The following is a 26,146-nucleotide window of genomic DNA, read 5'->3' on the forward strand; positions in this document are numbered from 1 at the left end:
AGTTGACGCTCAACGTTTGGCCTGTCCCTAATCGGGACGGAATCGCATTCGCGATCGTTTCCGGCCAGTAACCGGCCGGGATGGGGAGGAGAAAGACATTGGCTCAGACGCAGTCGGGCGCCGAAGGGATGCAGTCCCTTCCGGCGCTGCTTCATCGCAACGCGGCTCAGTTCGGGGATGCCCCGGCCTATCGGGAAAAGGAATTCGGCATCTGGCAATGCTGGAGCTGGGCTGAAACCGCCAGCGAAGTCCGCGCGCTTGCACTGGGGTTTCTGGAACTGGGCGTTGAAAAGGGCGACCATGTAGCAGTTATCGGGCGCAACCGCCCGGCGCATTACTGGTCGATGGTCGCGGCGCAAATGGTGGGCGCGGTTCCCGTGCCGCTCTATCAGGACTCGGTCGCCGAAGAGATGGCCTATGTGCTGGAACACTGCGGGGCGAAATACGTCGTCTGCGGCGATCAGGAACAGGTCGACAAGGTCATCGAGATTCAGGAGAACGCGCATCAGGTCAAGCACATCCTCTATACCGACAAGCGGGGGATGCGGAAATACGACCACAGCCAGATGAACGCGCTTGACGACATCATGGCCGAAGGCAACGCCGGTCACCAGCGGTTCGATGCGGAGCTGGACAAGCGCATCGCCGAAATCACCTATGACGACACCTGCGTGATGCTCTACACCTCGGGAACCACGGGCAAGCCCAAGGGCGTGGTTCTGTCGAACCGCAACGTCATCGAAAGCGCAAAGAATTCGGCCAAATTCGATCATCTGACCCGGAACGAGGATATCCTGTCCTACCTGCCGATGGCATGGGTGGGCGATTTCATCTTTTCCATCGGTCAGGCCTATTGGTGCGGGTTCTGCGTGAACTGCCCCGAAAGCGCCGACACGATGATGACCGACCTGCGCGAGATCGGGCCGACCTATTTCTTCGCCCCGCCGCGCGTATTCGAAACGCAGCTGACAAACGTGATGATCCGCATGGAAGATGCGGGCAAGCTGAAGCGCAACATGTTCCATCACTTCATGGCCCATGCCAAGAAGGTCGGCGGCCAGATTCTGGACGGCAAGAATGTGGGCTTTGGCGACCGCCTGAAATACGCGCTGGGCAACCTGCTGGTCTATGGACCGCTGAAGGACACTCTGGGCTACAGCCGATTTCGCGTGGGCTACACCGCAGGTGAGGCGATCGGGCCGGAGATTTTCGATTTCTACCGGTCGCTGGGGATCAACCTAAAGCAACTCTACGGCCAGACCGAAGCGACGGTCTTTATCACCGCTCAGCCCGATGGCGAGGTACGCGCCGACACGGTGGGCGTTCCGTCGCCGGATGTGGAAATCAAGATCGATGACAAGGGCGAAATCCACTATCGCTCGCCCGGCGTGTTCGTCGAATATTATAACAACCCTGACTCGACAGCATCGACCAAAGACCCCGAAGGTTGGGTCGCGACCGGTGATGCGGGCTTTATCGAGGAAAGCAGCGGACATCTGCGGATTATCGACCGCGCCAAGGACGTGGGCAAAATGGCCGACGGGTCGATGTTCGCGCCGAAATATGTCGAGAACAAGCTGAAGTTCTATCCCGACGTCCTCGAAGTTGTGCTGTTCGGCAATGGCAAGGATCGTTGCGTCGCCTTCATCAACATCGACCTGACGGCGGTCGGCAACTGGGCCGAGCGCAACAACATCGCCTATGCCTCGTATCAGGAACTGGCCGGGCATCCGCGTGTGCTCGAAACCATCAAAAGCCATGTCGAAGAGGTGAACCGCTCGGTTGCGGCAGACACGATGCTGTCTGGCTGTCAGGTCCATCGTTTCGTGGTGCTCCACAAGGAACTGGATGCCGACGACGGCGAAATCACCCGCACCCGCAAGGTGCGCCGGGGTTTTGTCGAGGACAAATACGCGGACATCATTGCGGCGCTTTACGACGGATCGGACACCATCTCGACCACGACCGAGGTCACTTATGAGGATGGCCGCAAAGGCTCGATCAGCGCCACGCTGGATATCGTCGATGCGCCGGTGGTGCCTGTTGAACAGCACAAGGTGGCAGCGGAATGAGGGGCGGCGATACGGCGCTCGACCCTTGGTCGTCGCCCCGCCCGCCGTCCCGTTTCGCGCAGTTTAGGGAGTAACCGATGCTGGATGCATCCGAAGGATATGTCACCGAAGACGGCCGCAAGATCGGCGGCGTGGTGATGGAAATGAAAAACATCACCCTGCGCTTTGGTGGCGTGGTGGCGATCAAGGATATCTCGTTCGACATTCGCGAAGGCGAAATTCGCGCCATCATCGGCCCGAACGGCGCGGGCAAGTCCTCGATGCTGAATGTGATCTCGGGGTTCTATGTCCCGCAGGAGGGCGAGGTCTGGTTCCACGGCGCCAAACGCCCGCCGATGCGCCCCTACGAGGTGGCGCGGCAGGGCATCGCCCGGACGTTCCAGAACATCGCCCTGTTCGAAGGCATGAGCGTGCTGGACAACGTGATGACCGGCCGCCTGAACTATATGAAGACCAACGTCCTGCAACAGGCGTTGTGGATGGGCAAGGCCGAGGCGGAAGAGACCGAAAACCGCGAAGCCGTCGAAAAGATCATCGACTTTCTGGAAATCCAGCACATCCGCAAGACGCCGGTGTCGCGCTTGCCTTACGGTTTGAAAAAGCGCGTTGAGCTGGCGCGGGCGCTGGCGGCGGAACCCAAACTGCTGCTGCTGGACGAGCCGATGGCCGGCATGAACGTGGAAGAGAAAGAGGACATGTCCCGCTTTGTCCTCGATGTGAACGACGAATTCGGCACGACCATCGCGCTGATCGAACACGACATGGGCGTGGTGATGGACCTGTCCGACCGCGTGGTCGTGATGGATTACGGGCGCAAGATCGGCGACGGCACCCCGGACGAGGTGCGCAACAATCAGGAAGTCATCGACGCCTATCTGGGTGTGTCGCATGACTGACCACCTGACAGACATGAGGAGAGGCAAACATGCCTGATCAGTTGATTTTTGGGATGGAGGTCATCCTGAACGGCCTGATGGCCGGGGTGCTCTATGCGCTGGTGGCCCTTGGCTTTGTGCTGATCTACAAGGCGTCCGGTATTTTCAACTATGCCCAGGGGGTCATGGCCCTGTTCGCGGCGATGACGCTGGTGGGGATCATGAACGGTCAGGTGCCGTTTTCTCATCTGATCAACGCGATCTTTGGCGGGCACGTCACCCACTTCGGCTGGCATATCCCGGCGCTGGTGGCGATCCTTCTGACGATGGGCGTGATGGTTTTGCTGGCCTGGGCGGTGCAGCGCTTTGTCATGCGCCACCTTGTCGGGCAAGAGCCGATCATCCTGTTCATGGCCACCATTGGTCTGGCCTATTTCCTTGAGGGCGTGGCCGACCTGATGTGGGGGTCTGAAATCAAGACGCTGGATGTGGGTCTGCCGCAGGGTATCAACCTGTGGATTGACGAGGCGACCTTCAATATCTTCGGCTACGGCTTCTTCATCGATAATCTGGATCTAGTGGCAACCGTCATTGCGGCACTGTTGGTGGCGGCATTGGTCGCATTCAGCCAGTACACCAAGCAGGGCCGGGCCATGCGCGCGGTTGCCGATGACCATCAGGCGGCACTGTCGGTGGGTATTTCGCTGAACTTCATCTGGATCATGGTCTGGTCGGTCGCAGGTTTCGTGGCGCTGGTTGCGGGCATCATGTGGGGCACCAAGTCGGGCGTGCAGTTTTCGCTGTCCCTGATCGCGCTCAAGGCGTTGCCGGTGCTGATGCTGGGCGGGTTCACCTCGATCCCGGGTGCTATCGTCGGCGGTCTGATCATCGGTGTAGGTGAGAAGCTGTTTGAATTCGCCATCGGCCCGCTGGTGGGCGGCGCGACCGAGAACTGGTTCGCCTATGTGCTGGCGCTGATCTTTCTGGTGTTCCGGCCACAGGGTCTGTTCGGCGAAAAAATCATCGAGAGGGTGTAGGGCGTGCCCAAGCTGATTGCCATCATAAACGTGATTGCATGGGCAGGGTTCTGGGCCTTCGGCTACATCGCCGTGACCGCCGAGGGGCTGACCGACCGTCAGCTGGTGGTTGCCGCAATACTGGCTTTTGCCGGGCTTGTGACCGGCATCGTGGCCTACATGAAACTGGTACGCGCAACCGAAGACAGCGGTTATGCAAAATCGTCCAGACAACTGGACGCCGCAGCCCGGAACCGGGCGCAGGAAGAATGGGGAAAGTAAGTCATGTTCTATCGTGAAGCCGGGGACTTCAAAGTCTCCTACAGGGATGACAGCCAGACCTTTCCGATCAAGTTCGACCGGTATCGGTATTATGTCGTGCTGGCGGTGGCGTTCGGCATCATCCCCTTCATCATCAACGACTACTGGGCAAATGCGCTGCTGTTGCCATTTCTGATCTATGCCATCGCGGCAATCGGTCTGAACATCCTTGTGGGCTATTGCGGGCAGGTATCGCTGGGCACCGGCGGGTTCATGGCCGTGGGCGCCTATGCCTGCTACAAGCTGATGACCGCCTTTCCTGACGTCAGCATGTTCATTCACGTCATTCTGGCAGGTGGCATTACCGCCCTTGTCGGGGTGCTGTTCGGGTTGCCGTCCCTTCGGATCAAGGGGTTCTATCTAGCGGTGGCAACGCTGGCCGCGCAGTTCTTCCTTGTTTGGCTGTTCAACCGGGTGCCGTGGTTCTACAACTATTCCGCCTCGGGTCAGATCAACGCGCCGGAACGCGACGTGTTCGGTATCATCATCACCGGCCCGAATGCTCCGGCTTGGGCGACCTATCTGTTCTGCCTGATATTCCTGACCATCAGCGCTATCATCGCGCGCAACCTGACGCGCGGCACGACGGGCCGGACATGGATGGCAATCCGCGACATGGACATCGCGGCCGAGATCATCGGGGTGAACCCGCTCAAGGCCAAGCTTACCGCCTTTGCCGTCAGTTCCTTCTTTGTTGGCATCTCGGGCGCTCTGTTCTTTGCCATCTATCTGGGTGCGGTCGAAGTCGGAGAGGTCTTTGGTATCCAGAAATCGTTCCTAGTGCTGTTCATGGTGATCATCGGCGGTCTGGGGTCGATCTTCGGGTCGTTCGCGGGGGCAGCATTCCTGGTGCTGCTGCCGGTGGTGCTGAAGGTCGTGGGCGCCGACATGCTGGGATGGCCCACCGATATCGTGGCGCATCTCCAGCTGGTAATCGTGGGCGCGCTGATCATCATGTTCCTGATCCTAGAACCGCACGGGCTGGCGCAGCTGTGGCGTCTGGCCAAGGAGAAACTGCGTCTGTGGCCCTTCCCCCACTGATCGGGGGCGGACTGAAATCAAGACGGGCGAAAAGCCCACCACTGCATCGGACTAATCAAGGGAGGAGAAACCCGATGAAAATTAAACTGGCAACCGTGGCGCTGAGCGCCCTGATGGCCGCAGGCCCGGCAATGGCCGACCTCGTGTTCCCATCGCTCAGCTACCGGACCGGACCTTATGCTGCCGGTGGTATTCCATTCGCGGATGGATACGCCGACTATTTCACCCTGCTGAACGAGCGGGATGGCGGCATCGGCGGCGTTCCGGCCAAGGTCATCGAATGTGAAACCGGCTATAACACCGAAAAAGGTGTGGAATGCTATGAATCGACCAAGGGCGAAGGCGCGCTGGTCTATCAGCCGCTGTCGACCGGTATCACCTATCAGCTGATCCCAAAGACCACCGCCGACAACATCCCGATGCACACGATGGGATATGGCCGGACATCGGCCAAGAACGGCAAGATCTTCAGCCACACGTTCAACTATCCCGCCAACTACTGGGATGGTGCCTCGGGCGCGATCAACTATCTGCTGGACGAAAACGGCGGTGACCTGAACGGCAAGAAGATCGCTCTGGTCTATCACAACTCGGCCTATGGCAAGGAACCGATCCGCACGCTTGAGGAGCTGTCCAAAAAGCACGGTTTCGAGCTGGTTGCGCTGCCGGTCGATCACCCGGGTCAGGAGCAGAAGTCGCAATGGCTGCAGATCCGCCGCGACCGTCCGGATTATGTCCTGATGTGGGGATGGGGCGTCATGAACCAGGTAGCGGTTCAGGAAGCTGCCAACATCCGCTTCCCGATGGAAAATTTCATCGGCATCTGGTGGTCCGGTTCTGAAAACGACGTGCTGCCAGCGGGCGAAGCGGCCAATGGCTATAAGGCTCTGACCTTCCACAACGTGGGCACGGACTTTCCCGTCTTTGACGATCTGAAAACACACGTTCTAGACGCCGGCAAGGCGGCAGGCGCGGGCGATCAGGTCGGCACGGTGCTGTACAACCGTGGCCTCTATGCAGCGATGCTGGCAGCGGAAGCCGCCAAGAAAGCACAGGAAATCCACGGTACTGCTGACATCACGCCTGCGATGATGCGCGACGGTATGGAAGCACTGGAAATGACCGAAGCGAAAATGACGGAACTGGGTCTTCCCAATTTCGGCCCGACCTTCTCGGTCAGCTGCGAAAACCACGGCGGTGACGCTCTGGTTGGCGTGACCCAGTGGGATGCGGCGAACAAGACCTGGTCGCTGATTTCCGAGTTCAAGCCGACCGATGGCGAAGTGATCGGCGCGCTGATCGACGAAGATTCGGGCGCCTACGCGTCTGAAAACAACATCGATCAGGGTTGCAGCTAAAACGCAGCCGCCCCGGTTTACCACCGGGGCACTGATCAAACCCGGAGCGGCGGCCTGCCGCCGTTCCGAACCGGACAAGTCCCGAAAAACGGGACAGGCATGAGGACACGCGCTGATGCTGGATGCGGCGACAAATACCGAAGTGCAGGCCGAAACCCTGCTTGAGGTCAACAATATCGAGGTGATCTACAATCACGTGATCCTCGTTCTCAAGGGCGTCAGCCTCACCGTGCCCAAGGGCGGCATCACCGCTCTGTTGGGTGGCAACGGCGCGGGCAAGACGACGACGCTCAAGGCGGTGTCGAACCTGCTGCATTCGGAACGGGGCGAGGTTACCAAGGGCTCGATCAAGTACCGCGGCCAGGGCGTTCACGAAAGCGACCCCGCCGATCTGGTGCAAAAGGGCGTCATCCAGGTGATGGAAGGCCGCCACTGCTTCGAGCACCTGACGGTTGAGGAAAACCTGCTGACCGGGGCCTATACCCGTAAGGACGGCAAGTCGAATATCCAGCAGGATCTCGATCTTGTTTACAGTTATTTCCCCCGCCTCAAGGAACGCCGCCGCAGTCAGGCTGGCTATACCTCGGGTGGGGAACAGCAAATGGTCGCGATGGGCCGCGCATTGATGTCGCGCCCGGAAACCATCCTGCTGGACGAACCCTCGATGGGCCTTGCACCGCAGCTGGTGGAAGAGATCTTCGGGATCGTAAAGGACCTGAACGAAAAGGAAGGCGTATCCTTCCTGCTGGCCGAGCAGAACACCAACGTCGCGCTGCGCTTTGCCCATTATGGCTACATTCTGGAATCGGGCCGCGTGGTGATGGACGGCCCTGCTGCGGAACTGCGCGAGAACCCGGATGTAAAGGAATTCTATCTCGGAATGTCCGATGAAGGTCGCAAGAGCTTCCGCGACGTGCGTTCCTACCGTCGCCGCAAGAGGTGGCTGTAAGCGGATGGAGGATCTGAGTATGACCTATTTTGACACTCTGGAAACGCGCTCAGGGGATGAACGTGCCGCTGATCAGGCGCGGGCTCTGCCGGAACAGATTGCGCGAGCCAAAACCGCACCGGCCTTTGAAAAGCTGCTGGCCGACGTGGATGCCGGGTCGGTCACCTCTGCACAGGATCTGGCCGCGTTGCCGGTGTTGCGCAAATCGGAACTCAGCCGGGCACAGGCCGAACATCCGCCGTTTGGCGGTTTCACGGTCAAACCTGCACATGGGTTTGCTCATATCTTTCAGTCGCCTGGGCCGATCTACGAACCCGGCGGAGTGGATCATGACTGGTGGCGCATGGGCCGGTTTCTGCATGCAGCCGGGATCGGTCAGGGCGATATCGTGCAGAACTGTTTTGGCTATCACCTGACGCCTGCGGGCATGATTTTTGAAAACGGTGCGCGGGCCGTCGGTGCGGCGGTTCTGCCAGCAGGGACAGGCCAGACGGAATTGCAGGTCAGCGCCGCGCATGACGTTGGCTGCACCGCCTATGCCGGAACGCCGGATTATCTGAAGGTGATCCTCGACAAGGCTGACGAAATGGGCGTGGCCCTGAAATTCTCCAAAGCTGCGGTTGGCGGTGGGGCGCTGTTCCCCAGTCTGCGTCAGGAATATGCGGATCGCGGCATCAGCTGTCTGCAATCTTATGCCACTGCCGATCTGGGCAATATTGCCTATGAAAGTTCTGCCATGGAGGGGATGATCGTCGACGAGCATGTGATCGTCGAAATCGTCACCCCCGGCACCGGCACACCGGTGGCGCCGGGCGAGGTGGGCGAAGTCGTGGTGACCTCCCTTAATCCCGATTACCCGCTTATCCGCTTTGCCACCGGTGATCTGTCTGCTGTCATGCCCGGCCAGTCCCCTTGCGGCCGCACCAATTTGCGGATCAAGGGCTGGATGGGACGAGCCGACCAGACCACCAAGATCAAGGGTATGTTCGTGCGTCCCGAACAGGTCGCGGCGCTGGTGGACAAACATGTCGAGATCGTAAAGGCCCGGGTCATCGCGGCCCGGCAGGGTGAAATGGACACCATGACTGTTCAGATCGAAAGCTCCGGCGGTGATGATGCAGCCTATGCGAAATCGGTGGCCGAGGTGTTGAAACTGAAAGGTGCGATCGAAGTCGTTGCCCCGGGATCGCTGCCCAAGGACGGTCTGGTGATCGAGGATCAGCGGGTCTACGACTGAACAGTGACGTGCAAACCGGAAGATTGGCACTGGTAGGCCTGTACAAATCTTACAATTGTGCTCTGGCGTTTCCGAGTCATTTGGTCGATTAAAGGTTGTGAAACCGTAACCTGCCCTTGACCGGAACAATGGCTCAGATCGAATACGCACAACACGGCTCGCGCCGACACAGCGCGTTGGGAACCCGGGTGCTGGGCGCAGTGGCCACTCTTGTGGCCTGTGCCTGTCTGTTGCCGATGGTTGCCGTCGTATTGGCTGCGGTGACGGGTGGTACGGAAACGATATCGCACCTCATGGAAACCGTCCTGCCCGGCTATGCGGTGACGACGGCCATTCTTGTTGTGCTGGTGTCGTCAGGAACGTTTGCAATTGGCGTAGGCGCCGCGTGGCTGGTAACCATGACGCGCTTTCCCGGCGTGCGGTTGCTGGAGGTTGCATTGGTGTTGCCGCTGGCCTTTCCGGCCTATGTCCTTGCCTATGCCTACACGTTCATTCTGGATCATCCGGGTATCGTCCAGACTACATTGCGGCAGGTGACGGGCTGGGGACCGCGCGACTATTGGTTCCCCGAGATCCGATCGACCGAGGGGGCGGCTGTGATGCTGATCCTCGTTCTTTATCCCTATGTCTATCTGCTAGCCCGCGCCGCGTTTTTGCAGCAAAGCGCAACCGCATTTCTGGCGGCGCGCGCGCTGGGCAGCAACCCCTGGGCGGCGTTCTGGCGTGTTTCGCTGCCCATGGCGCGCCCGGCAATCGCCGGAGGTGTCCTGCTGGCAGTCATGGAGACCATCGCCGATTTCGGGACCGTCGCCTATTTCGGCGTCCAGACCTTTGCGACCGGCATCTATACCAGCTGGTTTTCGATGGCAGACCGGGCGGCGGCGGCGCAGTTGGCCCTTTGCCTGTTGGGTTTCGCGCTTGTCATGGCGGTGATGGAGCGGATTCAAAGGGGCAAGGCAAAGTACTATCAGTCGGGCAAACGCCATACGACATTACCCGCCGAACAGCTCAGCGGCTGGCGGGCGGTCGCGGCCTTTACCTTATGTATCATCCCTGTGTTTTTCGGGTTCATTCTGCCTGTGGTGATCCTTGTTCAGATGGGTCTCGACTCGGAACAGAACCTGTTGTCCAGCCGGTATGTCGGCTTTGTCAGGAACTCGTTGATGCTGGCGGGAACCGCTGCTGTCGTCACCGTATGCGCGGCAATCTGCGTTGGGTTTTTTCAACGTCTCAAGCCGGGCAGGGGTTCGGCTACAGCGGCCTATATCGCCCGGTTGGGTTATGCCGTGCCCGGTGGCGTGATAGCGGTTGGTTTGATCGTGCCATTTGCCAGCTTTGACAATGCCTTGGACGCGTGGATGCGCGAAACGTTCGATGTCTCGACAGGGCTGCTGGTCACGGGCTCGATCTGGTTGCTGGTCGCCGCTTATATGGTGCGCTTTCTGGCCGCCGCGCTCAGCGCATATGAGGGCGGTCAGAGCACGGTTCACGCGAACATGGACGCAGCGGCCCGATCACTGGGGCAGTCACCGCTGGGTACATTGCGGCGCGTGCATCTGCCGATCCTGACACCTTCGCTGCTGACGGCGCTGCTGATCGTTTTTGTCGATGTCATGAAAGAGCTGCCCGCGACCCTGATCATGCGGCCTTTCAACTTTGACACACTTGCAGTTCAGGCCTATCGACTGGCATCGGACGAGAGGTTGGAAGGTGCGGCTGTGCCATCTTTGGTCATCCTTGCCGTTGGTTTGCTGCCTGTCATTCTGATCTGCCGCCAGGTCGGGAAAACCCGTTAACGCCAAACGGTCAGAACAGCGCCCACCGCGACAAGGCTAAGTCCGATCAGGTTTCCTGCCGAAAACTCGCGCTGGGTCAGGCCAAAAGCACCGAAACGGTCGTAGGCATAGCTGGCCGCCAATTGCCCGACGATCACGCAGACCATGTAGGACGCGACCCCCAACCGGGGCACCGCAAGGACTGAAGTCAGAACGACAAAAACCCCGATCAACGCCGCTGACCACATCCAGATGGGAAGGGCGATCACATCCGATCTGCGGGGCAGGGTACCACCCATCGTCCAAAGAAGCCCGAACAGCGCCAGCGCCCCCACGGTGAATGCAAGCGCGGCCGCCTGAACCGGGCCACCAAGCTGCGTTGCCATCCGGGCATAGATCGGCCCTTGCGCGGCGATGAGCGCCCCGCCCACAACTACCGCGAGGACAAGCGCGGCCGTCATGTCAGCGCCTTGAACATGTAAGTTGTGGGTTCAAACCGTTCTTCAGCAGGGCTACGGCAATAGTCCGGGATTTCACCCGCAGTTTCAAAGCCGATGTTCTGATAGAGCATTCGCGACGGGTCGGAGCTGCGTGTATCCAGAACCAGCAGTGTCTTGCCGAGCGACCGGGCACGTGCCTCCAATGCCCGCATCAGCGCAACACCCAGCCCGCGACGCCGGGCCTTTGGGTGCACCAACAGCTTGGCAACATCCGCGCGATGTTGCTGGTTCGGCATCTGTGCGCTGACCAGTTGTACGGTGCCAAGAATCTGGCCGTCCTGCCGCGCGATGAACACCTCAAGCCCGCCGGATTGCAGCACAGGAAAGACGCGTTCCTGCCAGTATGCGCAGGCTTGCATCCCCGAGAACGGCAACACAAAGCCGATGCTGGCCCCGTCGTGGACGCAGGCGTGCAGTATGTCGGTCAAATCGCCTGCCGCATCAGGGAATTGGGACGCTGACAGCCGGGTAATCAAATCAGCACCAAAATGTAACGCGCGCCTCGCGCCTGTCCCGTTTCAAAACGGGTAGGTCCGGACAGATGATAACGCAGGCAGTCCCCCGCGTTGAGGTGATGCGGTGTCTCATCTACTGTCAGCGTCAACGCCCCGTCCAGCAGAACCAGATGATGCTCCTGCCCCTGTTTTGGGGGCATGTCGTAGGAAATGACGGCTCCTGGCGGCAAATGGCATTCAAGTACCTCGCCGCTGAGGCCAGGGGCAGGCGGAGACACGGATCGCCGGGTGTAGCCGGATTCGGGGTCCTGCCATTCCGGCTGACGCTCAAAGGGGATTTTTGGCGTGAAGGATTCTTCGACCATCATCAGAAGGCGCGATACCGGAAGGTCGTGAGCCGCACATAACCGCCCAAGGCTTTCGGCGCTTGGGCTGACCTCGGCCTTTTCCAGACGCGAGAGCGTGGCGCGGCTGAGGCCGCTTTGCGCGGCCAGCTGGTCCAGAGACCAGCCGCGTGACTGTCGCAGCTCTTTCAGGCGGTCTGCAAGGCGAAGTGATAGCTCATCCAGCATCGATCATTTCCGGAACAATTTCTCTGATACGGGAATGTATGATGAAATAAATGAGATTTGAAAAGAAAAAAGGGGCGCAAGAGAGACCCTTGCACCCCGACTGCCCAATTTTTGTGCGGTTTATTTCCAGCCGACCTCGTTAAAGATCTTCTGAGCTTCGGGAATGTTTTTCGCGACTTCAGAGAGGTTCACTTCGTCAGACTTGAACTCACCCAGCGTGGCAACAGACTCTGCCAGTGCGACACCATCGACAGCCGGGTATTCGTCATTACCGGCCGAGAAGTACACCTGCGCCTGATCGCTTGCCAGATATTCAAGGAACTTCACAGCGTTGTCTTTGTTGGGCGCGTGCGCCGCTACACCGGCGCCAGACAGGTTCATATGTGCACCTGTGCCGTCCTGGTTGGGAAAGACCCATCCGATCATTTCTCGATCAGCCGACAGGCCTTTGACGTCCTTCCGGATCGAACGGGCGAAGTAGTACGTATTCGAAACGGCGATATCACATTCGCCTGAAACGATACCGCGCAACTGGTCCGTATCACCGCCTTGTGGGTCACGCGCCATGTTTGCAACCACGCCTTCAGCCCAGGTTTTGGCCGCCTCTGCGCCTTCATGCGTGACAATCGACGCAAGCAGGGTCTGGTTGTAGGTGTTAGTCGACGACCGGATACAGATCAGACCCTTATATTCGGGTTTGGCCAGATCCAGATAGGTCGCTGGCGGGTTCGGGACGTTTTCCTTGTCGAAGAAGATGATGCGGCCGCGCTGCGAGAAACCGAACCAGTTGTTGTCGCTATCCTGCAGGTTTGAGGGGATACGCTCTTCGAGTACCGGGCTATCAACCGGCTGCAGGATATCGGCGTTTTTGGCGCGGGCCAAACGTGATGTGTCAACCGTTAGCAGAATGTCCGCAGGTGAGTTGGCCCCTTCCGCTTCCATCCGGGCGATCAGTTCGTCGGCCTTGCCTTCGATGCGATTGATCTTGATCCCGGTAGCTTCTTCGAAGTCGGCATACAGACGCTCGTCTGTGTCGTAGTGGCGCGACGAATACAGATTCAGTTCGCCTTCGGCGAGCGCAGAGGTGGCGATGACTGCGGTCAGCGCAGCGGCGATGCAGGTGGTGGATTTCAGCATAGCATGTCCCAGCTTTTGGATTCAGGGCCGGCAATTACCCTACTGATTTTCTCAATTATATGTTTCAGCGCTGGATGCAAGAGATTCCGACTGAAATACTAGGTCATGCGGTCGCAGGTTAGCCTTCCGCATTGTCCATTTCCCACGCGGCCAAAAGGCGGGGAAGGGCGATGTCCCAATCCAGAACGCCGGTTTTGTCGGCCCAGTCCTGATACTGTCGGATCAGACTGTCGGCGCGAACCTGATCCCCACCTATCAAATCCCGCAACTCGGTACGGTCCGCTTCGATGTCGTAAAGCTCCCAATCTTGCCCATGCAGGCGCACCAGTTTGAACTGACCAAGGCGAATGGCAGAATTTCCTTCGTGTTCGAAATAGATGGGCTGTTCGCGACACCAGTCCTTGCCGCAGAGGAGTTCCAGCAAGCTCTCGCCCTGACAGGGTTGTATTTCCTGCCCGCCCAATTCGTTGAGGTACGTGGTGCCGGTGACCTCAAGAATGGTCGGCAGGATATCGACCACATGGCAGGGGGTGTGCCGCGGGGGCTGCGCACCAAATCCGTTGGGCCAGTGCGCAACCAGGGGTGTCGATATTCCGCCCTCATGCACATAATGTTTGAACAACCGAAACGGTGCGTTCGAGACATTGGCCCACGGTTTGTCGTAGCTTTGATAGGTCAGTGCATCGCCGGGCATGACATCAGACCGGTTTCCCATTGTGATCGGACGGCCATCGTTGGTGACATTCGGAAAGAACTTTGCCCATCCATCCTCGGCCATGAACTCGGCGCAGCCACCATTGTCGCTAAGAAACAGAATCAGAGTGTCTTCGAACTGATCCAGACGTTTCAGGGCCGAGATCAGGGTTCCGATCGACTGATCCATGCGATCGACCATCGCGGCATAGGTTGCCATCTTGCGGGATTCCCAATCCCGGTTTGCCTCATCTTCCCAAGGCTTAACGTCGGGATCACGCGGGCTGATTTCCCAATTCGTCTGAAACAGCCCCATTGCGTTCATTTCTTCATGTCGGGCCGCCCGGGTTTTGTCCCATCCCTTGTCATAGATGCCTTCGTATCTGGCTATATCCTCGGGATGGGCGTGCAGCGGCCAATGTGGGGCGGTGTGGGCGAGGTACAGGAAAAAGGGCTGATCCAACGTGACCGATTCCTCAATCATGTCGATCGCTTTTGCCGTGATGGCATCGGTAAAGTAAAAGTCGTCCGGGAAAGTTTCGACGCGGCTGTCGTCCTCCAACATGAAATGCGGTGAGAAGAAGTGGGTGACGCCGTCGACGATACCGTAGAACCGGTCAAAACCGCGTTGCCGTGGGGTCGGATGATCGACATCGCCGACCCGCCAGCTGTCCACTTCGCGCGCCATGAAATCCCCGCCTACGTGCCACTTGCCGGACATGCAGGTGCGATACCCTTCAGCGCGCAGATGTTCGGCGATTGTTGCTGCGTCGTTGCGCAAAAAACCCTGATAGGCAGGGGTTCCCAAGTCCGCTCCCATATGTCCGATCCCGGCGTTGTGAGGGTAGAGCCCGGTGAGCAGTGACGCGCGTGTCGGACAACAACGCGCGCAATTGTACATCGCCGTCATAAGAACGCCGCCCCGCGCCAAAGCGTCAATGTTTGGGGTGCGAATCTCCGAACCCGTGCAACCGAGATCGGCGAATCCCATGTCATCGGCAAGAATAAGAATGACATTCGGTTTCATGGTCGTGCTGCCCTTATCCGGTTATCAGACACCATTAAATGCTCAGCGATTCTTGGGCTTGAAGCAAAGTTTTTCATGTGCAGCGCTTAGAAAAATCCTTCTTGCGCATTGATATTTAACTCATACCCGAAGCACACTTGGTGCAGGTTTCGAGGTCAGCCGGGATATAGGTGTGCCAGACTTTGAGGGTAATAAGTTGATCTGATGCGGGTACTGATCGCCATATTTTTGCTATGCGCCAGTATGGCGAACGCCGCGCAGGATTGTTCGGACAGACCACGCGCTCAACCATCCGAACTTATTGCCTATGAGCCGATCGTCGGGGGCCTCACCGGCCCGCAGGAGGCAGTTGCATCACGCGAAAACGGAGTGGTCATTTCACCCAGACCGGAATTGCGGCCCTGCAAATTTCGAAAAATCGCCCAAGGGCGCGAGCGAATGCGCAAGCGTGGTGCGGTATGCCACGACTGGACGATATTGGGCGAAAAGCTCAAGCCTATGACGGGTAAATATCGCGGTTGCGGGATCGCAAACCCGGTTCGCGTCTATAGAATTTCCGATATCGCGCTAAGCCAACTGGCGCTGATGGATTGCGAGACTGCGATTACACTCAAAACCTGGATTGAAACTACGGCCAAACCGGCTTTTGCCGATCTGGGCGGCGGTTTGAAAGGGATGCGTCTGGTTGGTCACTATTCTTGCAAGACAAAGAACAATCAGCCCCGCGCGCGTTTGTCCGAGCATGCAAGAGGGCGGGCGATCGATATCTCTACCTTCGTGCTGAAGGATGGCACATTGATTACCGTTGGCGAAGGGTGGAATGCCGAAAGCTCGGGAAAACTCATGCGTGAGTTGCACAGCGGTGCCTGCGGTCTATTTGGCACGGTTCTTGGCCCCGATGCGGATCGATATCACAAAGGGCATTTCCATTTTGATACGGCACGCCGGCGCAATGGATCTCTCTGTCGCTAGCCGCGCTGTTTCAACTCGTTCAACGACCCAAACAAAAAAACCGCGCCCTGGGCGCGGTTCTTTCAAATCGGTATGTGCAGTTCTTAGCCCTGGCGAGCTTTGAACTTGCGCTGCGTCTTGTTGATCACATAAACGCGGCCTTTGCGACGCACGACCCGGCAGTCGCGGTGCCGGTTCTTCAGCGAGCGGAGCGAGTTCTTGACCTTCATGGCCTGTCTCCAATTCCTGCGGCGCGGGCCAGCGCCTGGGTTAAGCGGGTCCCCCGGATGTCCAGAGGCGTGAATTCATGGTGGGCGGTACAAGGATCGAACTTGTGACCCCTTCGATGTCAACGAAGTGCTCTACCGCTGAGCTAACCGCCCATGAAACCTTTGCGTGCCCAGCCCCATAATGAAATGGGGCGCGGAACCCCGCGCCGGTAGCGGGCTCTATAAAAGGAGTCGTTGGGGGGATCAAGGGGTTTGGAAGAACAAATTTCCAGTCTATGATTCTTTCGAACAAGGAGAGATCATGCAGAACGCAGCGTATCATCTGGATATACCCGCAAATCGCACGTCCTGCGTGGTTTTTTCGTCGCCTCACAGTAGCCGGGCCTACCCCGCAGAGCTGCTGGAACGCTCGGTTCTGAGCCGTCATACGATTCGGTCTTCGGAAGATGCATATGTGGATCAGCTGTTCGACGTTGCGTCAGAATTTGGTTCGCCCCTGCTGAAGGCGTCGATGCCACGGGCCTATCTGGATCTGAATCGCAATTCTGACGAACTGGACCCCGCCCTGATCGAAGGCGCGCGCCGCCAGGGGCATAATCCTCGGGTCGCGTCAGGTTTGGGGGTGATTCCCCGTGTTGTTGCGAATGGGCGTGCGATCTATCGTGGCAAATTGTCGATGGCCGAGGCGCGTTACAGGCTGGATACATTCTGGCATCCCTACCATACGCGGTTGAAGACCCTGTTGGACGAATCGCGCCAACTATTTGGCAGGGCGATTCTGATTGATTGCCATTCGATGCCACACGAGGCCGTCGCGGGGTTGGGGCGCGGGCAATCCGGCAGACCGGAAATCGTGCTGGGTGATCGATTCGGCGCTGCGGCGTCCGGAGAGATCGTTGACCGGATCGAGGCGGCCTTTGCGTCTGCGGGTTTGAATGTTGTGCGAAACGCGCCATTTGCGGGGGCCTATGTCACACAGACCTATGGCCGTCCGGGGCGCAATCAGCATGCGGTGCAGATTGAAATCGACCGATCGCTTTACATTGATGAACAGAAAATTGTTCCGAACGCCAATTTCAGAGCCTTCCAAAAGCTTGTTCGGGACGTGATAGCCGAAATCGTCGATATCGGTCGTGACGAAACCCGGCTGGCCGCCGAGTAGAACTGATCAATCCAAATACCTCGGGCACCAACAAAGGTGGGCTATCTGAGTGCCCGGCCTTTTACGATCGCGTCCGTGCCAAAGCGTTTTCGGATTTCATCCGTGGCCCGTTCTGCCTTGGAGCGCCGCTCTGCACCCGGATCCAACAGGTCGCCTGAAATATCCGCCTGATCTGCGCTGCAGAGGTCCGATATCCCGCATCCCAGCAATCGGAAGGGCCCTTCATCCCTGACCTGTTCGAACAATCCACTTGCCGTGCGATAAATCCGATCCGCTATCTGGGTTGGATCACGCAGCGATACACGCCGTGTCAGGACCTTGTGATTGGATTTCTTGACTTTGAGCGTCACGACCCTCCCGGCCAGATCTCTGGCCTTGGCCCGGTCCGCGACTTTCTCTGACATGCGCCACAAATGGCCGTCCAATATGTCTGAACTGGCAGTGTCTTCGAAGAATGTCGTTTCGTTGCTGATGGATTTCATCGGCTCATCCGCCGAGACACGGCGCTTGTCCTGCCCGCGGGCCAGATGCCACAGACGGTACCCCATCGAGCCAAAGCGCGCGGTCAGCGCCTCCTGATCCCAGCGCAGCAGATCCGTGAATGTCCGGATGCCCACCCGGTCCAGCGACTCTTGCGCTGCCGGGCCTATGCCCCAGATCAGACGCACGGGTTTGTCATGCAGAAATTCCGCCGTTTCAGCCTTGCCGATCACGGAGAAACCGCGCGGTTTGTCCAGATCCGAAGCGACCTTGGCCAGAAACTTGTTGTGGGACAGGCCGATCGATCCGGTCAGTCCCAATTCATCTTTCATCCGTTTGGTCAGCCGCGCCAGCATGACCGCAGGTGGCGCATCGTGCAGGCGTTCGGTGCCCGACAGATCCATGAAGGCTTCGTCCAGTGACAAAGGTTCAACCGACGGTGTCAACTCGTCCATCATTGTCCGTATTTGTCTGGAAACATCAGCATAGACGGACATGCGGGGTTTGATGACCACCGCGTCAGGGCATAGCTGCAGTGCCTTGAACATGGGCATGGCAGACCGCACGCCACGAATGCGTGCGACATAACAAGCCGTGGAGACGACCCCTCGTTTGCCGCCGCCAATGATGACCGGTTTATCGGCCAGTTCCGGATTGTCGCGCTTTTCAACAGATGCATAAAACGCATCGCAATCCATATGTGCGATGGTCAGATCGAACAATTCCGGATGCAACCTGACCCGTGGGCTGTTGCATTTCGGGCATCGGTTTTGATTTTCAAAGCGATGCAGGCAATCACGGCAAAGACCGGGCATCCAATTCTTTCACGCGCGGTTTCGGGTCCGGGCGAATTTACAGCACTCCGGCGGCCTTTCAAAGCCCGACAGTGGATCAGATGATTTAGAGGGTTTTCAAGAAGACCCCCCGCAATTGGGCGGGGGGAGGTGACGAACCTCAGGAAGAAATGGTCCGTCGGGGAGTGTCTCGTTTTTAGAATCTCTCAAAAATCGCCGTCGCGATAGGTCGAAGAGGCCAGCGGCGAAACTCGCTTTTTTCATGTGTATTTTCGGGCACAGAGGCAATTTGGCGCGGCAGGGTCGGAAAGTGATGGCAAGTTAACTGGTTGAGGGGCGAACTGTACCCGATTTTTGCCACTACATTCGATACAGTTCGAAACGTGCATCGAAAAATCTACCTCGTATGAATTAGGGGTTTAACTTCGATTTGGTGCTAATGCCTGGGGCGATGCCATCTCAGCCAGGATTGCTTCAGCGGCCAATCGTGGGTCCGCTGCCTGATAAACCGGGCGGCCAACAACGATATGGTCGACACCGTCCGCGATAGCATTTGCCGGTGTCGCAACACGTTTCTGATCACCCAGATCGGCGCCAGCGGGGCGTACGCCGGGGGTTACGATCAAGCGCCCCTCGGCCTGAGGCAGGGAACGGATCAGCGCGGCCTCTTGCGGGCTGGCGATGACGCCGTCTGCTCCGGCTTCCAGCGCCTTGGCCGCGCGTTCAACGACCAGGTCCTGCACGTCGCCCTCTTTCAGCAGGCTGGCATCCAAATCCTCGCGATTCAGCGAGGTCAGGATGGTCACGGCAAGAATCTTTAGGTCTTTGCCCGAAGCCCCTTCCTTGGCGGCGCGAACGACATGCGGGTCGCCATGCACGGTCAGGAAATCCAGGTCGAACTGCGCCAGCCCGCGCACGGCGTTCTCGACCGTGTTGCCGATGTCGAACAGCTTCATGTCCAGAAAAATGCGCTTGCCGTGATCCTGCTTAAGCTCATTGGCCAGCGCCAGCCCACCGCCGGTCAGCATGCCGAGTCCGATCTTGTAGAAGGAGACGCTGTCGCCCAGCCGCTCGGCCATGGCCAGCCCCTGCAGGGCATTGGGGACATCGAGGGCTACGATCAGGCGATCATCGGACATGGGGCAAGCTCCTTTTTGGCAAACGTCTGCGTCCTAGCGGGTTCAGGTGCTTCTGTCCATGCGCGATGGTTCGCGCAGCGGATTCCACTCTGTGTTATGGTGCCGCCAATTCAGAATGAAAATTTAAATTATCAGGGACAGAAAATGAAAAAACTGATTGTGCTTGGTGTGATCCTGAATTTGGCTGCATGTGATGACGTGCCGCAAAGTGAGGCTGTGCAACCTGCCGCGGCCCCCGCCCCTACAAATGACGATCTGCGCCTCGTGGGTGGATACAGATCAGAAGATGACTGGTGCCAGCTGACAGGCGAAACTGCATTTACTGTCGAATTTCTGGACCACACTGCCGATCTTGTTTCCTGTCCCACCGGCAGCGATGCGGCGCAATCGTTGGTGGACATGTACGAAGCGCAACAAATGGCCGAGACCGGGGGCTACACCGTTTATTCGATACCTCGCGGATAGTGCCGGATATTGCGGTCTAGCCTCTTGAAGCGGCGAAGATATTTCCCAAATTGAATGCGAGGCCCAGACCGAAGCGTGCCGCCTAGCGGGCGCATCACATTCAGGGCGCTTGGAAAAGGAGAACAACATGGACTTGAACAAGTTCACCGAGCGGGCACGGGGATTCGTGCAGGCTGCGCAGACAATTGCGATGCGCGAGGGGCACCAGAGGCTGGAGCCCACACATATTCTGAAAGCATTGATGGATGACGATCAGGGGCTGGCCAGCAACCTGATTACACGCGCTGGCGGTGCTCCGATCCGTGTGGTCGAGGCACTGGATGTTGCGTTGACCAAAATCCCGCAGGTCAGCGGCGATGCAAGCCAGATTTACATGGACGGCCAGACCGCGAAGGTTCTGGACGAGGCCGAAAAGATTGCTACCAAGGCGGGTGACAGCTTTGTGCCGGTCGAACGCGTCCTGATGGCGCTGTGCATGGTGAAATCCAAAGCCAAAGAGGCGCTGGAAGCCGGGGCCGTATCCGCACAGAAACTGAATGAGGCCATCAACGATATCCGCAAGGGGCGCACCGCTGATACCGCGTCTGCGGAAGAAGGCTATGACGCGCTCAAAAAATACGCGCGTGACCTGACCGAGGCGGCAGCCGAGGGCAAGATCGATCCGATCATCGGACGGGATGAGGAAATCCGCCGCTCGATGCAGGTTTTGTCCCGCCGGACCAAAAACAACCCGGTACTGATTGGCGAACCCGGCGTTGGTAAAACCGCGATTGCCGAGGGGATGGCCCTGCGCATCATCAACGGTGACGTACCTGAATCGCTGAAAGACAAGAAGCTGCTCGCACTCGACATGGGCGCGCTGATCGCTGGTGCGAAGTACCGTGGTGAGTTCGAGGAACGTCTCAAGGCCGTTCTGACTGAGGTCACCGAGGCCGCCGGTGAAATCATCCTGTTCATCGACGAGATGCACACGCTGGTCGGTGCTGGGAAATCCGACGGCGCGATGGATGCCGCCAACCTGATCAAGCCTGCGCTTGCCCGGGGTGAGTTGCACTGTATCGGCGCGACCACGCTGGATGAGTACCGCAAATACGTCGAAAAAGACGCGGCCCTTGCGCGCCGGTTCCAACCCGTGATGGTCACCGAACCGACGGTCGAGGATACGATCAGCATCCTGCGCGGCATCAAGGAAAAGTACGAGCTACACCATGGCGTGCGCATCTCGGATTCGGCGCTGGTATCGGCGGCGACGCTCTCGCATCGCTATATCACCGACCGTTTCCTGCCCGACAAAGCCATCGACCTTGTCGATGAAGCGGCGTCGCGTCTGCGGATGGAAGTGGATAGCAAGCCCGAGGAACTCGATCAGCTGGATCGCCAGATCCTGCAAATGCAGATCGAGGAAGAAGCGCTGAAGCTTGAGGATGACGCGGCATCAAAAGATCGCTTGGAATCCCTGCAAAAGGATCTGGCCGATCTTCAGGAAAAATCCGCTGAGATGACCGCCCAGTGGCAGGCCGAACGCGACAAGCTTGCGGGTGCGCGTGATCTTAAGGAGCAGCTGGACAAGGCGCGGGCTGATCTGGAAATCGCCAAGCGTGAAGGCAACCTCGCCAAAGCGGGTGAGCTGTCTTACGGCGTGATCCCAGAGCTTGAGAAAAAGCTGACCGAGGCCGAAAACGCTGAAAGCAACGCCATGATGGCTGAGGAAACGGTGCGGCCGACCCAGATCGCTGCTGTGGTCGAACGCTGGACCGGTATCCCGACCTCGAAAATGCTTGAGGGCGAGCGCGAGAAATTGCTGCGGATGGAAGATGATCTGCATTCCCGCGTGATCGGTCAGGATGCGGCAGTAACCGCCGTGGCCAACGCCGTTCGTCGGGCGCGCGCGGGCCTGAATGACGAGAACCGCCCGCTGGGCTCGTTCCTGTTCCTCGGGCCGACCGGCGTGGGTAAAACCGAACTGACCAAGGCCGTGGCGAACTTTCTGTTCGACGACGACAACGCGATGGTGCGCATCGACATGTCCGAGTTCATGGAGAAACACGCGGTCGCCCGTCTGATCGGTGCCCCTCCGGGCTATGTTGGTTATGACGAAGGTGGTGTTTTGACCGAAGCCGTGCGGCGCAGGCCCTATCAGGTCGTGCTGTTCGATGAGGTCGAAAAGGCCCACCCGGATGTGTTCAACGTGTTGCTGCAGGTTCTGGACGATGGTGTTCTGACCGATGGTCAGGGCCGCACCGTCGACTTCAAGCAGACGCTGATCATCCTGACGTCGAACCTCGGCTCGCAGGCGCTCAGCCAGTTGCCTGAAGGCGCGGACAGCGCGCAGGCACGACGCGACGTGATGGATGCGGTCCGGGCACATTTCCGGCCCGAGTTTCTGAACCGTCTGGATGAGACCATCATCTTTGACCGGCTCAAGCGGGCCGATATGGATGGTATCGTCGATATCCAGATGGCGCGTCTGCAAAAACGTCTGGCCGCCCGCAAGATCGAGCTGGCACTGGACGATGTGGCCAAAGAATGGCTGGCCAATGAAGGCTATGACCCGGTCTTTGGGGCCCGTCCGCTGAAGCGCGTGATCCAGCGCGCCTTGCAGAACCCGCTGGCCGAGGCGTTGCTGGCCGGTGAGATCAGGGATGGCGAGACCGTTCCGGTCACCGCCGGGCCCGAAGGCCTGATCATCGGTGACCGGCTGGGTACGTCAGAGCGCCCACGTCCGGACGATGCTGTGGTCCATTAAAAGTGATGAAGGCCCGCTGATCCGGCGGGCCTTTTTCTTGCGGCTATTCAGGTCGCAGAGGAAACTGGAAGTCCGTTCCGAACTCTTCATTGAATTCTTCGTGGATCTTGTCCATCAGTTCCAGCGTGTCCCACTCATAGCCCTGCAAAATCCACTGTGGCGTTTCGTATTTCTCTCCGCCCGGTGCAGTTTGCTGTCTGGACGTAACCGAAGGCGGCGGGAATGTTGTGAATTCAGCATGGCGACACGGGGCCGAATTTCATCTTTTGTGATGTTCCAGACCATCCCATCGACAGCAAAATCCACTGGCCCGTCATATGTCTTGCGCACCTCTGTCACGTCAGCCGGAAGAGTGTGGGGATCATTCTGGAAGTGATATGCGACAGCGCGGCGAGGCATTGTCAGTGCCATGATCTTGCCGAACACTGGCGCGGTCGTGTGTACCAGAGTGCTGACATAGATCGCTTCGGCCGGTTGAAACTTGGGCATACCGGACCCGCAGGCGATGACACGTATCTCTTCCGGCCCCGTCGCCTCGGTTCCGGGAAAGTAGACTTCTTGTGACGGATACGGTTCGGTGGGTGACCAGCCCTCTTCCACGGTCTGACCCCCGGAAGCGTACAAAACGGATGAGCTTGCAGTAACTGACAAGGCTATTGCGGCGATGAAGCTGAATAATCTGGGCATGCGATCAATTCGCCCCATACGATCGTAATATCCCGATCTTATCATACGCTGGGGGGGAGTGGCTTGAGTGGTAATACCATGCCCGGCAGTCGTCTTCTGCACGTCGCCCGGTGGCTCTTTTCACTAACCGCTGGTCGTTCTCTCGTCGCAGGTTTTCTTGGCTTGCGCGACGGAAAGTGAGTTACCGATAAGCGTGACATCGTTTGTAAGGCTGCTGACCTCGCCAATTCCGGGGGGGCTTTCGAACCCGAAGGTCACTGCGCGTTCTCCCGGGCGGGCGGTGCTGGCCGCAGGACCCTGCCAGACATACAGCCGCGCGGTTGCCGATTTCGACAGGCGTGTCAGGGCATAGTCTCCGGCACCACACCAATAGATCGAGTTTTCTGAAAAGTCGGCAACGACTTCGATCAGGCCATTGGCAAGAGGATAGGCCTGAGACCTCGATTCGTTGCCCGCGTGAACCGTCGTGGCGAGAAGTATCAGAGAAATAGCGAGGGCTGAGTGGTGCTTCATGGTGATCTCCGGCCTTGTTACTTTAGAATACGCAGCAGGGGCGAAAGTGGATCATGTCTTGCTCTTTGGTGGCCCAACGCGCCAACCGACAGGAATTTCGTTACAATTCCATATCACGATCGTGAGCGTAGTTGCTTTGGCTTCCATGTATAAATCCCCTAAATCGGACAAAACGAAATCGATCGGAGACGGAAATGGCCAATCGCTGGCGAAACAACTTGAGCCGCCAAGATGTGACACCCGAGGCGGTGTTCCTGAACCGCAGGTCGTTCATCGCAGGCGCGGGCGGGATGGGGCTGGCGGCACTGGCAGGTCCTGCGCTGGCTGAATCTATCGCGCCCAACAGCTGGGAAGAAATAACGTCGTACAACAATTTCTACGAGTTTGGCACCGGCAAGGATGACCCGGCTAAATACGCAGGCGCCCTGACGACCGATCCCTGGAGCGTAAAGATCGATGGGATGGTCGAGCGCCCAGGCGATTATGATTTCAAGGACATCATGTCCGAAATGACCATTGAGGAGCGCATCTATCGCTTCCGCTGCGTTGAGGCTTGGTCGATGATCGTGCCTTGGAACGGGTTCGAACTGGCTGATTTGCTGAACATGGCGGGCGTCAGTGAAGGTGCGAAGTATGTTGCCTTCGAAACCCTCTACCGACCTGAAGAAATGCCCGGCACGCAATACCCGGTGCTGGATTGGCCGTATCGCGAAGGCCTTCGGCTGGACGAAGCCATGCACCCGCTGACCCTGATGGCCACCGGAATCTACAACAAACCGATACCCAACCAGAACGGTGCGCCGCTACGGCTGGTGGTGCCGTGGAAGTATGGATTCAAGTCAATCAAGTCGATTGTCCGCATTACACTGACAGACGAAGAACCACCCACAAGCTGGAACATGACCAATCCAAGGGAATACGGTTTCTACAGCAACGTTAACCCAAACGTGAATCATCCGCGGTGGTCGCAAGCCTCGGAGCGGCGAATCGGTGGCGGCCTGTTTGCCAAGCGTGAACCGACGCTGATGTTCAACGGCTATGAAAAAGAGGTCGCCAGCCTTTATGATGGCATGGATCTGTCCGAGTATTACTGACGCCATGCAGACCACAAACCAGATACTTCGCCGTATCCCTGTCTGGGCTGTTTACCTGCTGGGGGCGCTTCCTGCGCCCTGGCTGTTTTATCTTGGCGTAACTGGCGGATTGGGGGTCGAACCGATCAAGGCCCTGGAACATGAACTCGGCGAGCTTTCGTTGCAGTTGCTTGTCTTTGGTCTGGCGATCACCCCGCTGAGAAAGTTTCTGGGTTTGAACCTGATGAAATTTCGCAGGGCAATCGGGGTCCTGACCTTTGGATATGTAAGCCTGCATTTGCTTGTTTGGTTGGTTCTGGATGTGCAGATACTGGGACAAATCTGGGCGGACATCCTAAAGCGCCCTTATATTACTGTGGGCATGGCCGGGTATCTTCTGTTGTTGCCGTTGGCCGTGACGTCCAACAACTGGTCCGTTCGCCGCTTGGGCCCCCGGTGGCGAAACTTGCATCGGCTGGTTTATCCCGCAGCATTTCTGGGGGCGTTGCATTACGTCATGCTGGCCAAGGGATTTCAGATCGAGCCGCTTATTTATCTGACGCTGGTTTTGATTCTGCTGGGGCTGCGCCTGCCTATTTCCAAGGTCAGGGTCTGGGCCTGATTGCCGATTCCGCCTGAATCGCGGCCGAGTCTGTGAATAGCCCCGTGTAAATGCCGTCTCGGAAGCCAAGTTGCGCCGTCAATCGAGCCTCTCGTGCGTTGTGATCTTAGGTAGTTTATTGTTTTTATTTATAAAAATGTTTTTGAGGGATTTTTTGCCGGTTTCAGTAATTTTGTGCTTGCGGCGGTTTGTAGTAAACCTTAGAACCCCCTTCACCGGCGCTGCTGAGGCGCTTGGGACGCGGCGGAAGCGGCGG

The 26,146-nt window shown here is 58.1% G+C and carries 25 protein-coding genes and 1 tRNA gene; 15 read left to right on the plus strand and 11 right to left on the minus strand.

The genetic code is table 11. The annotated features are described in order from the left end of the window. Nucleotides 1–128 precede the first annotated feature (128 nt). From ACR0NA_RS20755 to ACR0NA_RS20795, 9 genes are all read left to right on the plus strand, one after another. On the plus strand, nt 129–2,072 hold the full coding sequence (locus ACR0NA_RS20755; protein WP_480732391.1) for an AMP-binding protein: 1,944 nt from the start codon (nt 129–131) through the stop codon (nt 2,070–2,072). 77 nt (nt 2,073–2,149) lie between these two features. Then, a complete protein-coding gene (locus ACR0NA_RS20760) occupies nt 2,150–2,968 on the plus strand; it encodes an ABC transporter ATP-binding protein (RefSeq protein WP_480732345.1) in 819 nt (272 codons plus the stop codon). 29 nt (nt 2,969–2,997) lie between these two features. After that, nucleotides 2,998–3,984, plus strand: a complete 987-nt coding sequence (locus ACR0NA_RS20765; RefSeq protein ID WP_170657029.1) for a branched-chain amino acid ABC transporter permease — start codon at nt 2,998–3,000, stop codon at nt 3,982–3,984. 3 nt (nt 3,985–3,987) lie between these two features. After that, nucleotides 3,988–4,245, plus strand: coding sequence for a hypothetical protein (locus ACR0NA_RS20770; protein WP_480732348.1), 258 nt, complete (start codon nt 3,988–3,990; stop codon nt 4,243–4,245). Nucleotides 4,246–4,248: 3 nt separating this feature from the next. Further along, complete coding sequence (locus ACR0NA_RS20775) at nt 4,249–5,325, plus strand: branched-chain amino acid ABC transporter permease (protein ID WP_480732350.1); 1,077 nt, start codon at nt 4,249–4,251, stop codon at nt 5,323–5,325. A 74-nt stretch (nt 5,326–5,399) separates the two neighbouring features. Continuing rightward, on the plus strand, nt 5,400–6,683 hold the full coding sequence (locus ACR0NA_RS20780; protein WP_480732352.1) for an ABC transporter substrate-binding protein: 1,284 nt from the start codon (nt 5,400–5,402) through the stop codon (nt 6,681–6,683). A gap of 115 nt (nt 6,684–6,798) precedes the next feature. Continuing rightward, entirely contained in the window at nt 6,799–7,632 is an 834-nt protein-coding gene (locus tag ACR0NA_RS20785; RefSeq protein WP_480732354.1) for an ABC transporter ATP-binding protein, read from the plus strand. A 19-nt stretch (nt 7,633–7,651) separates the two neighbouring features. Beyond that, complete coding sequence (locus ACR0NA_RS20790) at nt 7,652–8,869, plus strand: phenylacetate--CoA ligase family protein (RefSeq protein ID WP_480453006.1); 1,218 nt, start codon at nt 7,652–7,654, stop codon at nt 8,867–8,869. A gap of 128 nt (nt 8,870–8,997) precedes the next feature. After that, entirely contained in the window at nt 8,998–10,665 is a 1,668-nt protein-coding gene (locus ACR0NA_RS20795; RefSeq protein WP_480732357.1) for an ABC transporter permease, read from the plus strand. Here the strand turns inward: ACR0NA_RS20795 and ACR0NA_RS20800 are convergent. The 5 genes from ACR0NA_RS20800 to ACR0NA_RS20820 all read right to left on the minus strand — a co-directional run bounded on the left by ACR0NA_RS20800 (nt 10,662) and on the right by ACR0NA_RS20820 (nt 15,028). Next, entirely contained in the window at nt 10,662–11,105 is a 444-nt protein-coding gene (locus tag ACR0NA_RS20800) for a DMT family transporter (protein WP_480732359.1), read from the minus strand. The genes ACR0NA_RS20795 and ACR0NA_RS20800 overlap by 4 nt on opposite strands. Then, a complete protein-coding gene (locus ACR0NA_RS20805) occupies nt 11,102–11,572 on the minus strand; it encodes an N-acetyltransferase family protein (protein WP_480732361.1) in 471 nt (156 codons plus the stop codon). The genes ACR0NA_RS20800 and ACR0NA_RS20805 overlap by 4 nt, the downstream gene beginning before the upstream one ends. Nucleotides 11,573–11,616: 44 nt before the next feature. After that, complete coding sequence (locus ACR0NA_RS20810) at nt 11,617–12,171, minus strand: helix-turn-helix domain-containing protein (RefSeq protein ID WP_480732363.1); 555 nt, start codon at nt 12,169–12,171, stop codon at nt 11,617–11,619. 120 nt (nt 12,172–12,291) lie between these two features. Continuing rightward, complete coding sequence (locus ACR0NA_RS20815) at nt 12,292–13,308, minus strand: Fe(3+) ABC transporter substrate-binding protein (protein WP_480732364.1); 1,017 nt, start codon at nt 13,306–13,308, stop codon at nt 12,292–12,294. Nucleotides 13,309–13,426: 118 nt separating this feature from the next. Further along, entirely contained in the window at nt 13,427–15,028 is a 1,602-nt protein-coding gene (locus ACR0NA_RS20820) for an arylsulfatase (RefSeq protein ID WP_480732367.1), read from the minus strand. A 243-nt stretch (nt 15,029–15,271) separates the two neighbouring features. Here ACR0NA_RS20820 and ACR0NA_RS20825 point away from each other — a divergent pair, with 243 nt between their 5' ends. Beyond that, the gene (locus ACR0NA_RS20825; protein WP_480732369.1) at nt 15,272–16,000 is read left to right on the plus strand and encodes an extensin-like domain-containing protein; all 729 of its coding nucleotides are present in this window, start codon (nt 15,272–15,274) and stop codon (nt 15,998–16,000) included. Nucleotides 16,001–16,083: 83 nt separating this feature from the next. Here the strand turns inward: ACR0NA_RS20825 and ykgO are convergent, their stop codons facing one another. Next, nucleotides 16,084–16,209 carry a type B 50S ribosomal protein L36 gene (gene ykgO, locus ACR0NA_RS20830; protein ID WP_005648635.1) on the minus strand — a complete coding sequence of 42 codons (126 nt, stop codon included), beginning with the start codon at nt 16,207–16,209 and terminating at the stop codon, nt 16,084–16,086. 78 nt (nt 16,210–16,287) lie between these two features. Beyond that, nucleotides 16,288–16,362, minus strand: a tRNA-Val gene (locus ACR0NA_RS20835). Nucleotides 16,363–16,510: 148 nt separating this feature from the next. On the opposite strand from ACR0NA_RS20835, the gene ACR0NA_RS20840 reads away from it, so the two are divergent. Beyond that, nucleotides 16,511–17,371: an N-formylglutamate amidohydrolase gene (locus tag ACR0NA_RS20840; protein ID WP_480732371.1), complete on the plus strand. Its 861-nt coding sequence runs from the start codon at nt 16,511–16,513 to the stop codon at nt 17,369–17,371. A gap of 41 nt (nt 17,372–17,412) precedes the next feature. On the opposite strand, the gene ACR0NA_RS20845 is transcribed toward ACR0NA_RS20840, so the two are convergent. Both ACR0NA_RS20845 and pyrF read right to left on the minus strand, forming a co-directional pair. Next, complete coding sequence (locus ACR0NA_RS20845) at nt 17,413–18,666, minus strand: DNA polymerase IV (RefSeq protein ID WP_480732373.1); 1,254 nt, start codon at nt 18,664–18,666, stop codon at nt 17,413–17,415. Nucleotides 18,667–19,064: 398 nt separating this feature from the next. Continuing rightward, nucleotides 19,065–19,784 carry an orotidine-5'-phosphate decarboxylase gene (pyrF, locus tag ACR0NA_RS20850; protein ID WP_480732375.1) on the minus strand — a complete coding sequence of 240 codons (720 nt, stop codon included), beginning with the start codon at nt 19,782–19,784 and terminating at the stop codon, nt 19,065–19,067. Between the two features lie 144 nt (nt 19,785–19,928). Here pyrF and ACR0NA_RS20855 point away from each other — a divergent pair, with 144 nt between their 5' ends. Both ACR0NA_RS20855 and clpB read left to right on the plus strand, forming a co-directional pair. Then, on the plus strand, nt 19,929–20,249 hold the full coding sequence (locus ACR0NA_RS20855; protein ID WP_480732377.1) for a hypothetical protein: 321 nt from the start codon (nt 19,929–19,931) through the stop codon (nt 20,247–20,249). Nucleotides 20,250–20,376: 127 nt separating this feature from the next. Beyond that, nucleotides 20,377–22,995, plus strand: a complete 2,619-nt coding sequence (clpB, locus tag ACR0NA_RS20860) for an ATP-dependent chaperone ClpB (protein ID WP_480732379.1) — start codon at nt 20,377–20,379, stop codon at nt 22,993–22,995. A 114-nt stretch (nt 22,996–23,109) separates the two neighbouring features. On the opposite strand, the gene ACR0NA_RS20865 is transcribed toward clpB, so the two are convergent. Both ACR0NA_RS20865 and ACR0NA_RS20870 read right to left on the minus strand, forming a co-directional pair. Beyond that, on the minus strand, nt 23,110–23,682 hold the full coding sequence (locus ACR0NA_RS20865) for a hypothetical protein (protein ID WP_480732381.1): 573 nt from the start codon (nt 23,680–23,682) through the stop codon (nt 23,110–23,112). Nucleotides 23,683–23,805: 123 nt separating this feature from the next. Continuing rightward, on the minus strand, nt 23,806–24,195 hold the full coding sequence (locus ACR0NA_RS20870; RefSeq protein ID WP_480732383.1) for a hypothetical protein: 390 nt from the start codon (nt 24,193–24,195) through the stop codon (nt 23,806–23,808). Nucleotides 24,196–24,389: 194 nt separating this feature from the next. Between ACR0NA_RS20870 and msrP the strand changes: the two genes are divergently transcribed. Next, on the plus strand, nt 24,390–25,289 hold the full coding sequence (gene msrP / locus ACR0NA_RS20875) for a protein-methionine-sulfoxide reductase catalytic subunit MsrP (RefSeq protein ID WP_480732385.1): 900 nt from the start codon (nt 24,390–24,392) through the stop codon (nt 25,287–25,289). Nucleotides 25,290–25,293: 4 nt separating this feature from the next. Then, nucleotides 25,294–25,890: a protein-methionine-sulfoxide reductase heme-binding subunit MsrQ gene (gene msrQ, locus ACR0NA_RS20880; RefSeq protein ID WP_480732393.1), complete on the plus strand. Its 597-nt coding sequence runs from the start codon at nt 25,294–25,296 to the stop codon at nt 25,888–25,890. Nucleotides 25,891–26,146: the final 256 nt, after the last annotated feature.

The organism is Ruegeria sp. C11, assembly GCF_056537725.1.

Coding starts and splice junctions, on each gene's coding strand:
- ACR0NA_RS20820 (WP_480732367.1), bottom strand. CDS start 15,028: ATGAAACCGAATGTCATTCTTATTCTTGCCGATGACATGGGATTCGCC.
- pyrF (WP_480732375.1), bottom strand. CDS start 19,784: ATGTCCGATGATCGCCTGATCGTAGCCCTCGATGTCCCCAATGCCCTG.
- msrP (WP_480732385.1), top strand. CDS start 24,390: ATGGCCAATCGCTGGCGAAACAACTTGAGCCGCCAAGATGTGACACCC.
- ACR0NA_RS20810 (WP_480732363.1), bottom strand. CDS start 12,171: ATGCTGGATGAGCTATCACTTCGCCTTGCAGACCGCCTGAAAGAGCTG.
- ACR0NA_RS20760 (WP_480732345.1), top strand. CDS start 2,150: ATGCTGGATGCATCCGAAGGATATGTCACCGAAGACGGCCGCAAGATC.
- ACR0NA_RS20865 (WP_480732381.1), bottom strand. CDS start 23,682: ATGCCCAGATTATTCAGCTTCATCGCCGCAATAGCCTTGTCAGTTACT.
- ACR0NA_RS20795 (WP_480732357.1), top strand. CDS start 8,998: ATGGCTCAGATCGAATACGCACAACACGGCTCGCGCCGACACAGCGCG.
- ACR0NA_RS20755 (WP_480732391.1), top strand. CDS start 129: ATGCAGTCCCTTCCGGCGCTGCTTCATCGCAACGCGGCTCAGTTCGGG.
- ACR0NA_RS20825 (WP_480732369.1), top strand. CDS start 15,272: ATGGCGAACGCCGCGCAGGATTGTTCGGACAGACCACGCGCTCAACCA.
- clpB (WP_480732379.1), top strand. CDS start 20,377: ATGGACTTGAACAAGTTCACCGAGCGGGCACGGGGATTCGTGCAGGCT.
- msrQ (WP_480732393.1), top strand. CDS start 25,294: ATGCAGACCACAAACCAGATACTTCGCCGTATCCCTGTCTGGGCTGTT.
- ACR0NA_RS20870 (WP_480732383.1), bottom strand. CDS start 24,195: ATGAAGCACCACTCAGCCCTCGCTATTTCTCTGATACTTCTCGCCACG.
- ACR0NA_RS20845 (WP_480732373.1), bottom strand. CDS start 18,666: ATGCCCGGTCTTTGCCGTGATTGCCTGCATCGCTTTGAAAATCAAAAC.
- ACR0NA_RS20780 (WP_480732352.1), top strand. CDS start 5,400: ATGAAAATTAAACTGGCAACCGTGGCGCTGAGCGCCCTGATGGCCGCA.
- ACR0NA_RS20855 (WP_480732377.1), top strand. CDS start 19,929: ATGAAAAAACTGATTGTGCTTGGTGTGATCCTGAATTTGGCTGCATGT.
- ACR0NA_RS20790 (WP_480453006.1), top strand. CDS start 7,652: ATGACCTATTTTGACACTCTGGAAACGCGCTCAGGGGATGAACGTGCC.
- ACR0NA_RS20775 (WP_480732350.1), top strand. CDS start 4,249: ATGTTCTATCGTGAAGCCGGGGACTTCAAAGTCTCCTACAGGGATGAC.
- ykgO (WP_005648635.1), bottom strand. CDS start 16,209: ATGAAGGTCAAGAACTCGCTCCGCTCGCTGAAGAACCGGCACCGCGAC.
- ACR0NA_RS20840 (WP_480732371.1), top strand. CDS start 16,511: ATGCAGAACGCAGCGTATCATCTGGATATACCCGCAAATCGCACGTCC.
- ACR0NA_RS20800 (WP_480732359.1), bottom strand. CDS start 11,105: ATGACGGCCGCGCTTGTCCTCGCGGTAGTTGTGGGCGGGGCGCTCATC.
- ACR0NA_RS20785 (WP_480732354.1), top strand. CDS start 6,799: ATGCTGGATGCGGCGACAAATACCGAAGTGCAGGCCGAAACCCTGCTT.
- ACR0NA_RS20765 (WP_170657029.1), top strand. CDS start 2,998: ATGCCTGATCAGTTGATTTTTGGGATGGAGGTCATCCTGAACGGCCTG.
- ACR0NA_RS20815 (WP_480732364.1), bottom strand. CDS start 13,308: ATGCTGAAATCCACCACCTGCATCGCCGCTGCGCTGACCGCAGTCATC.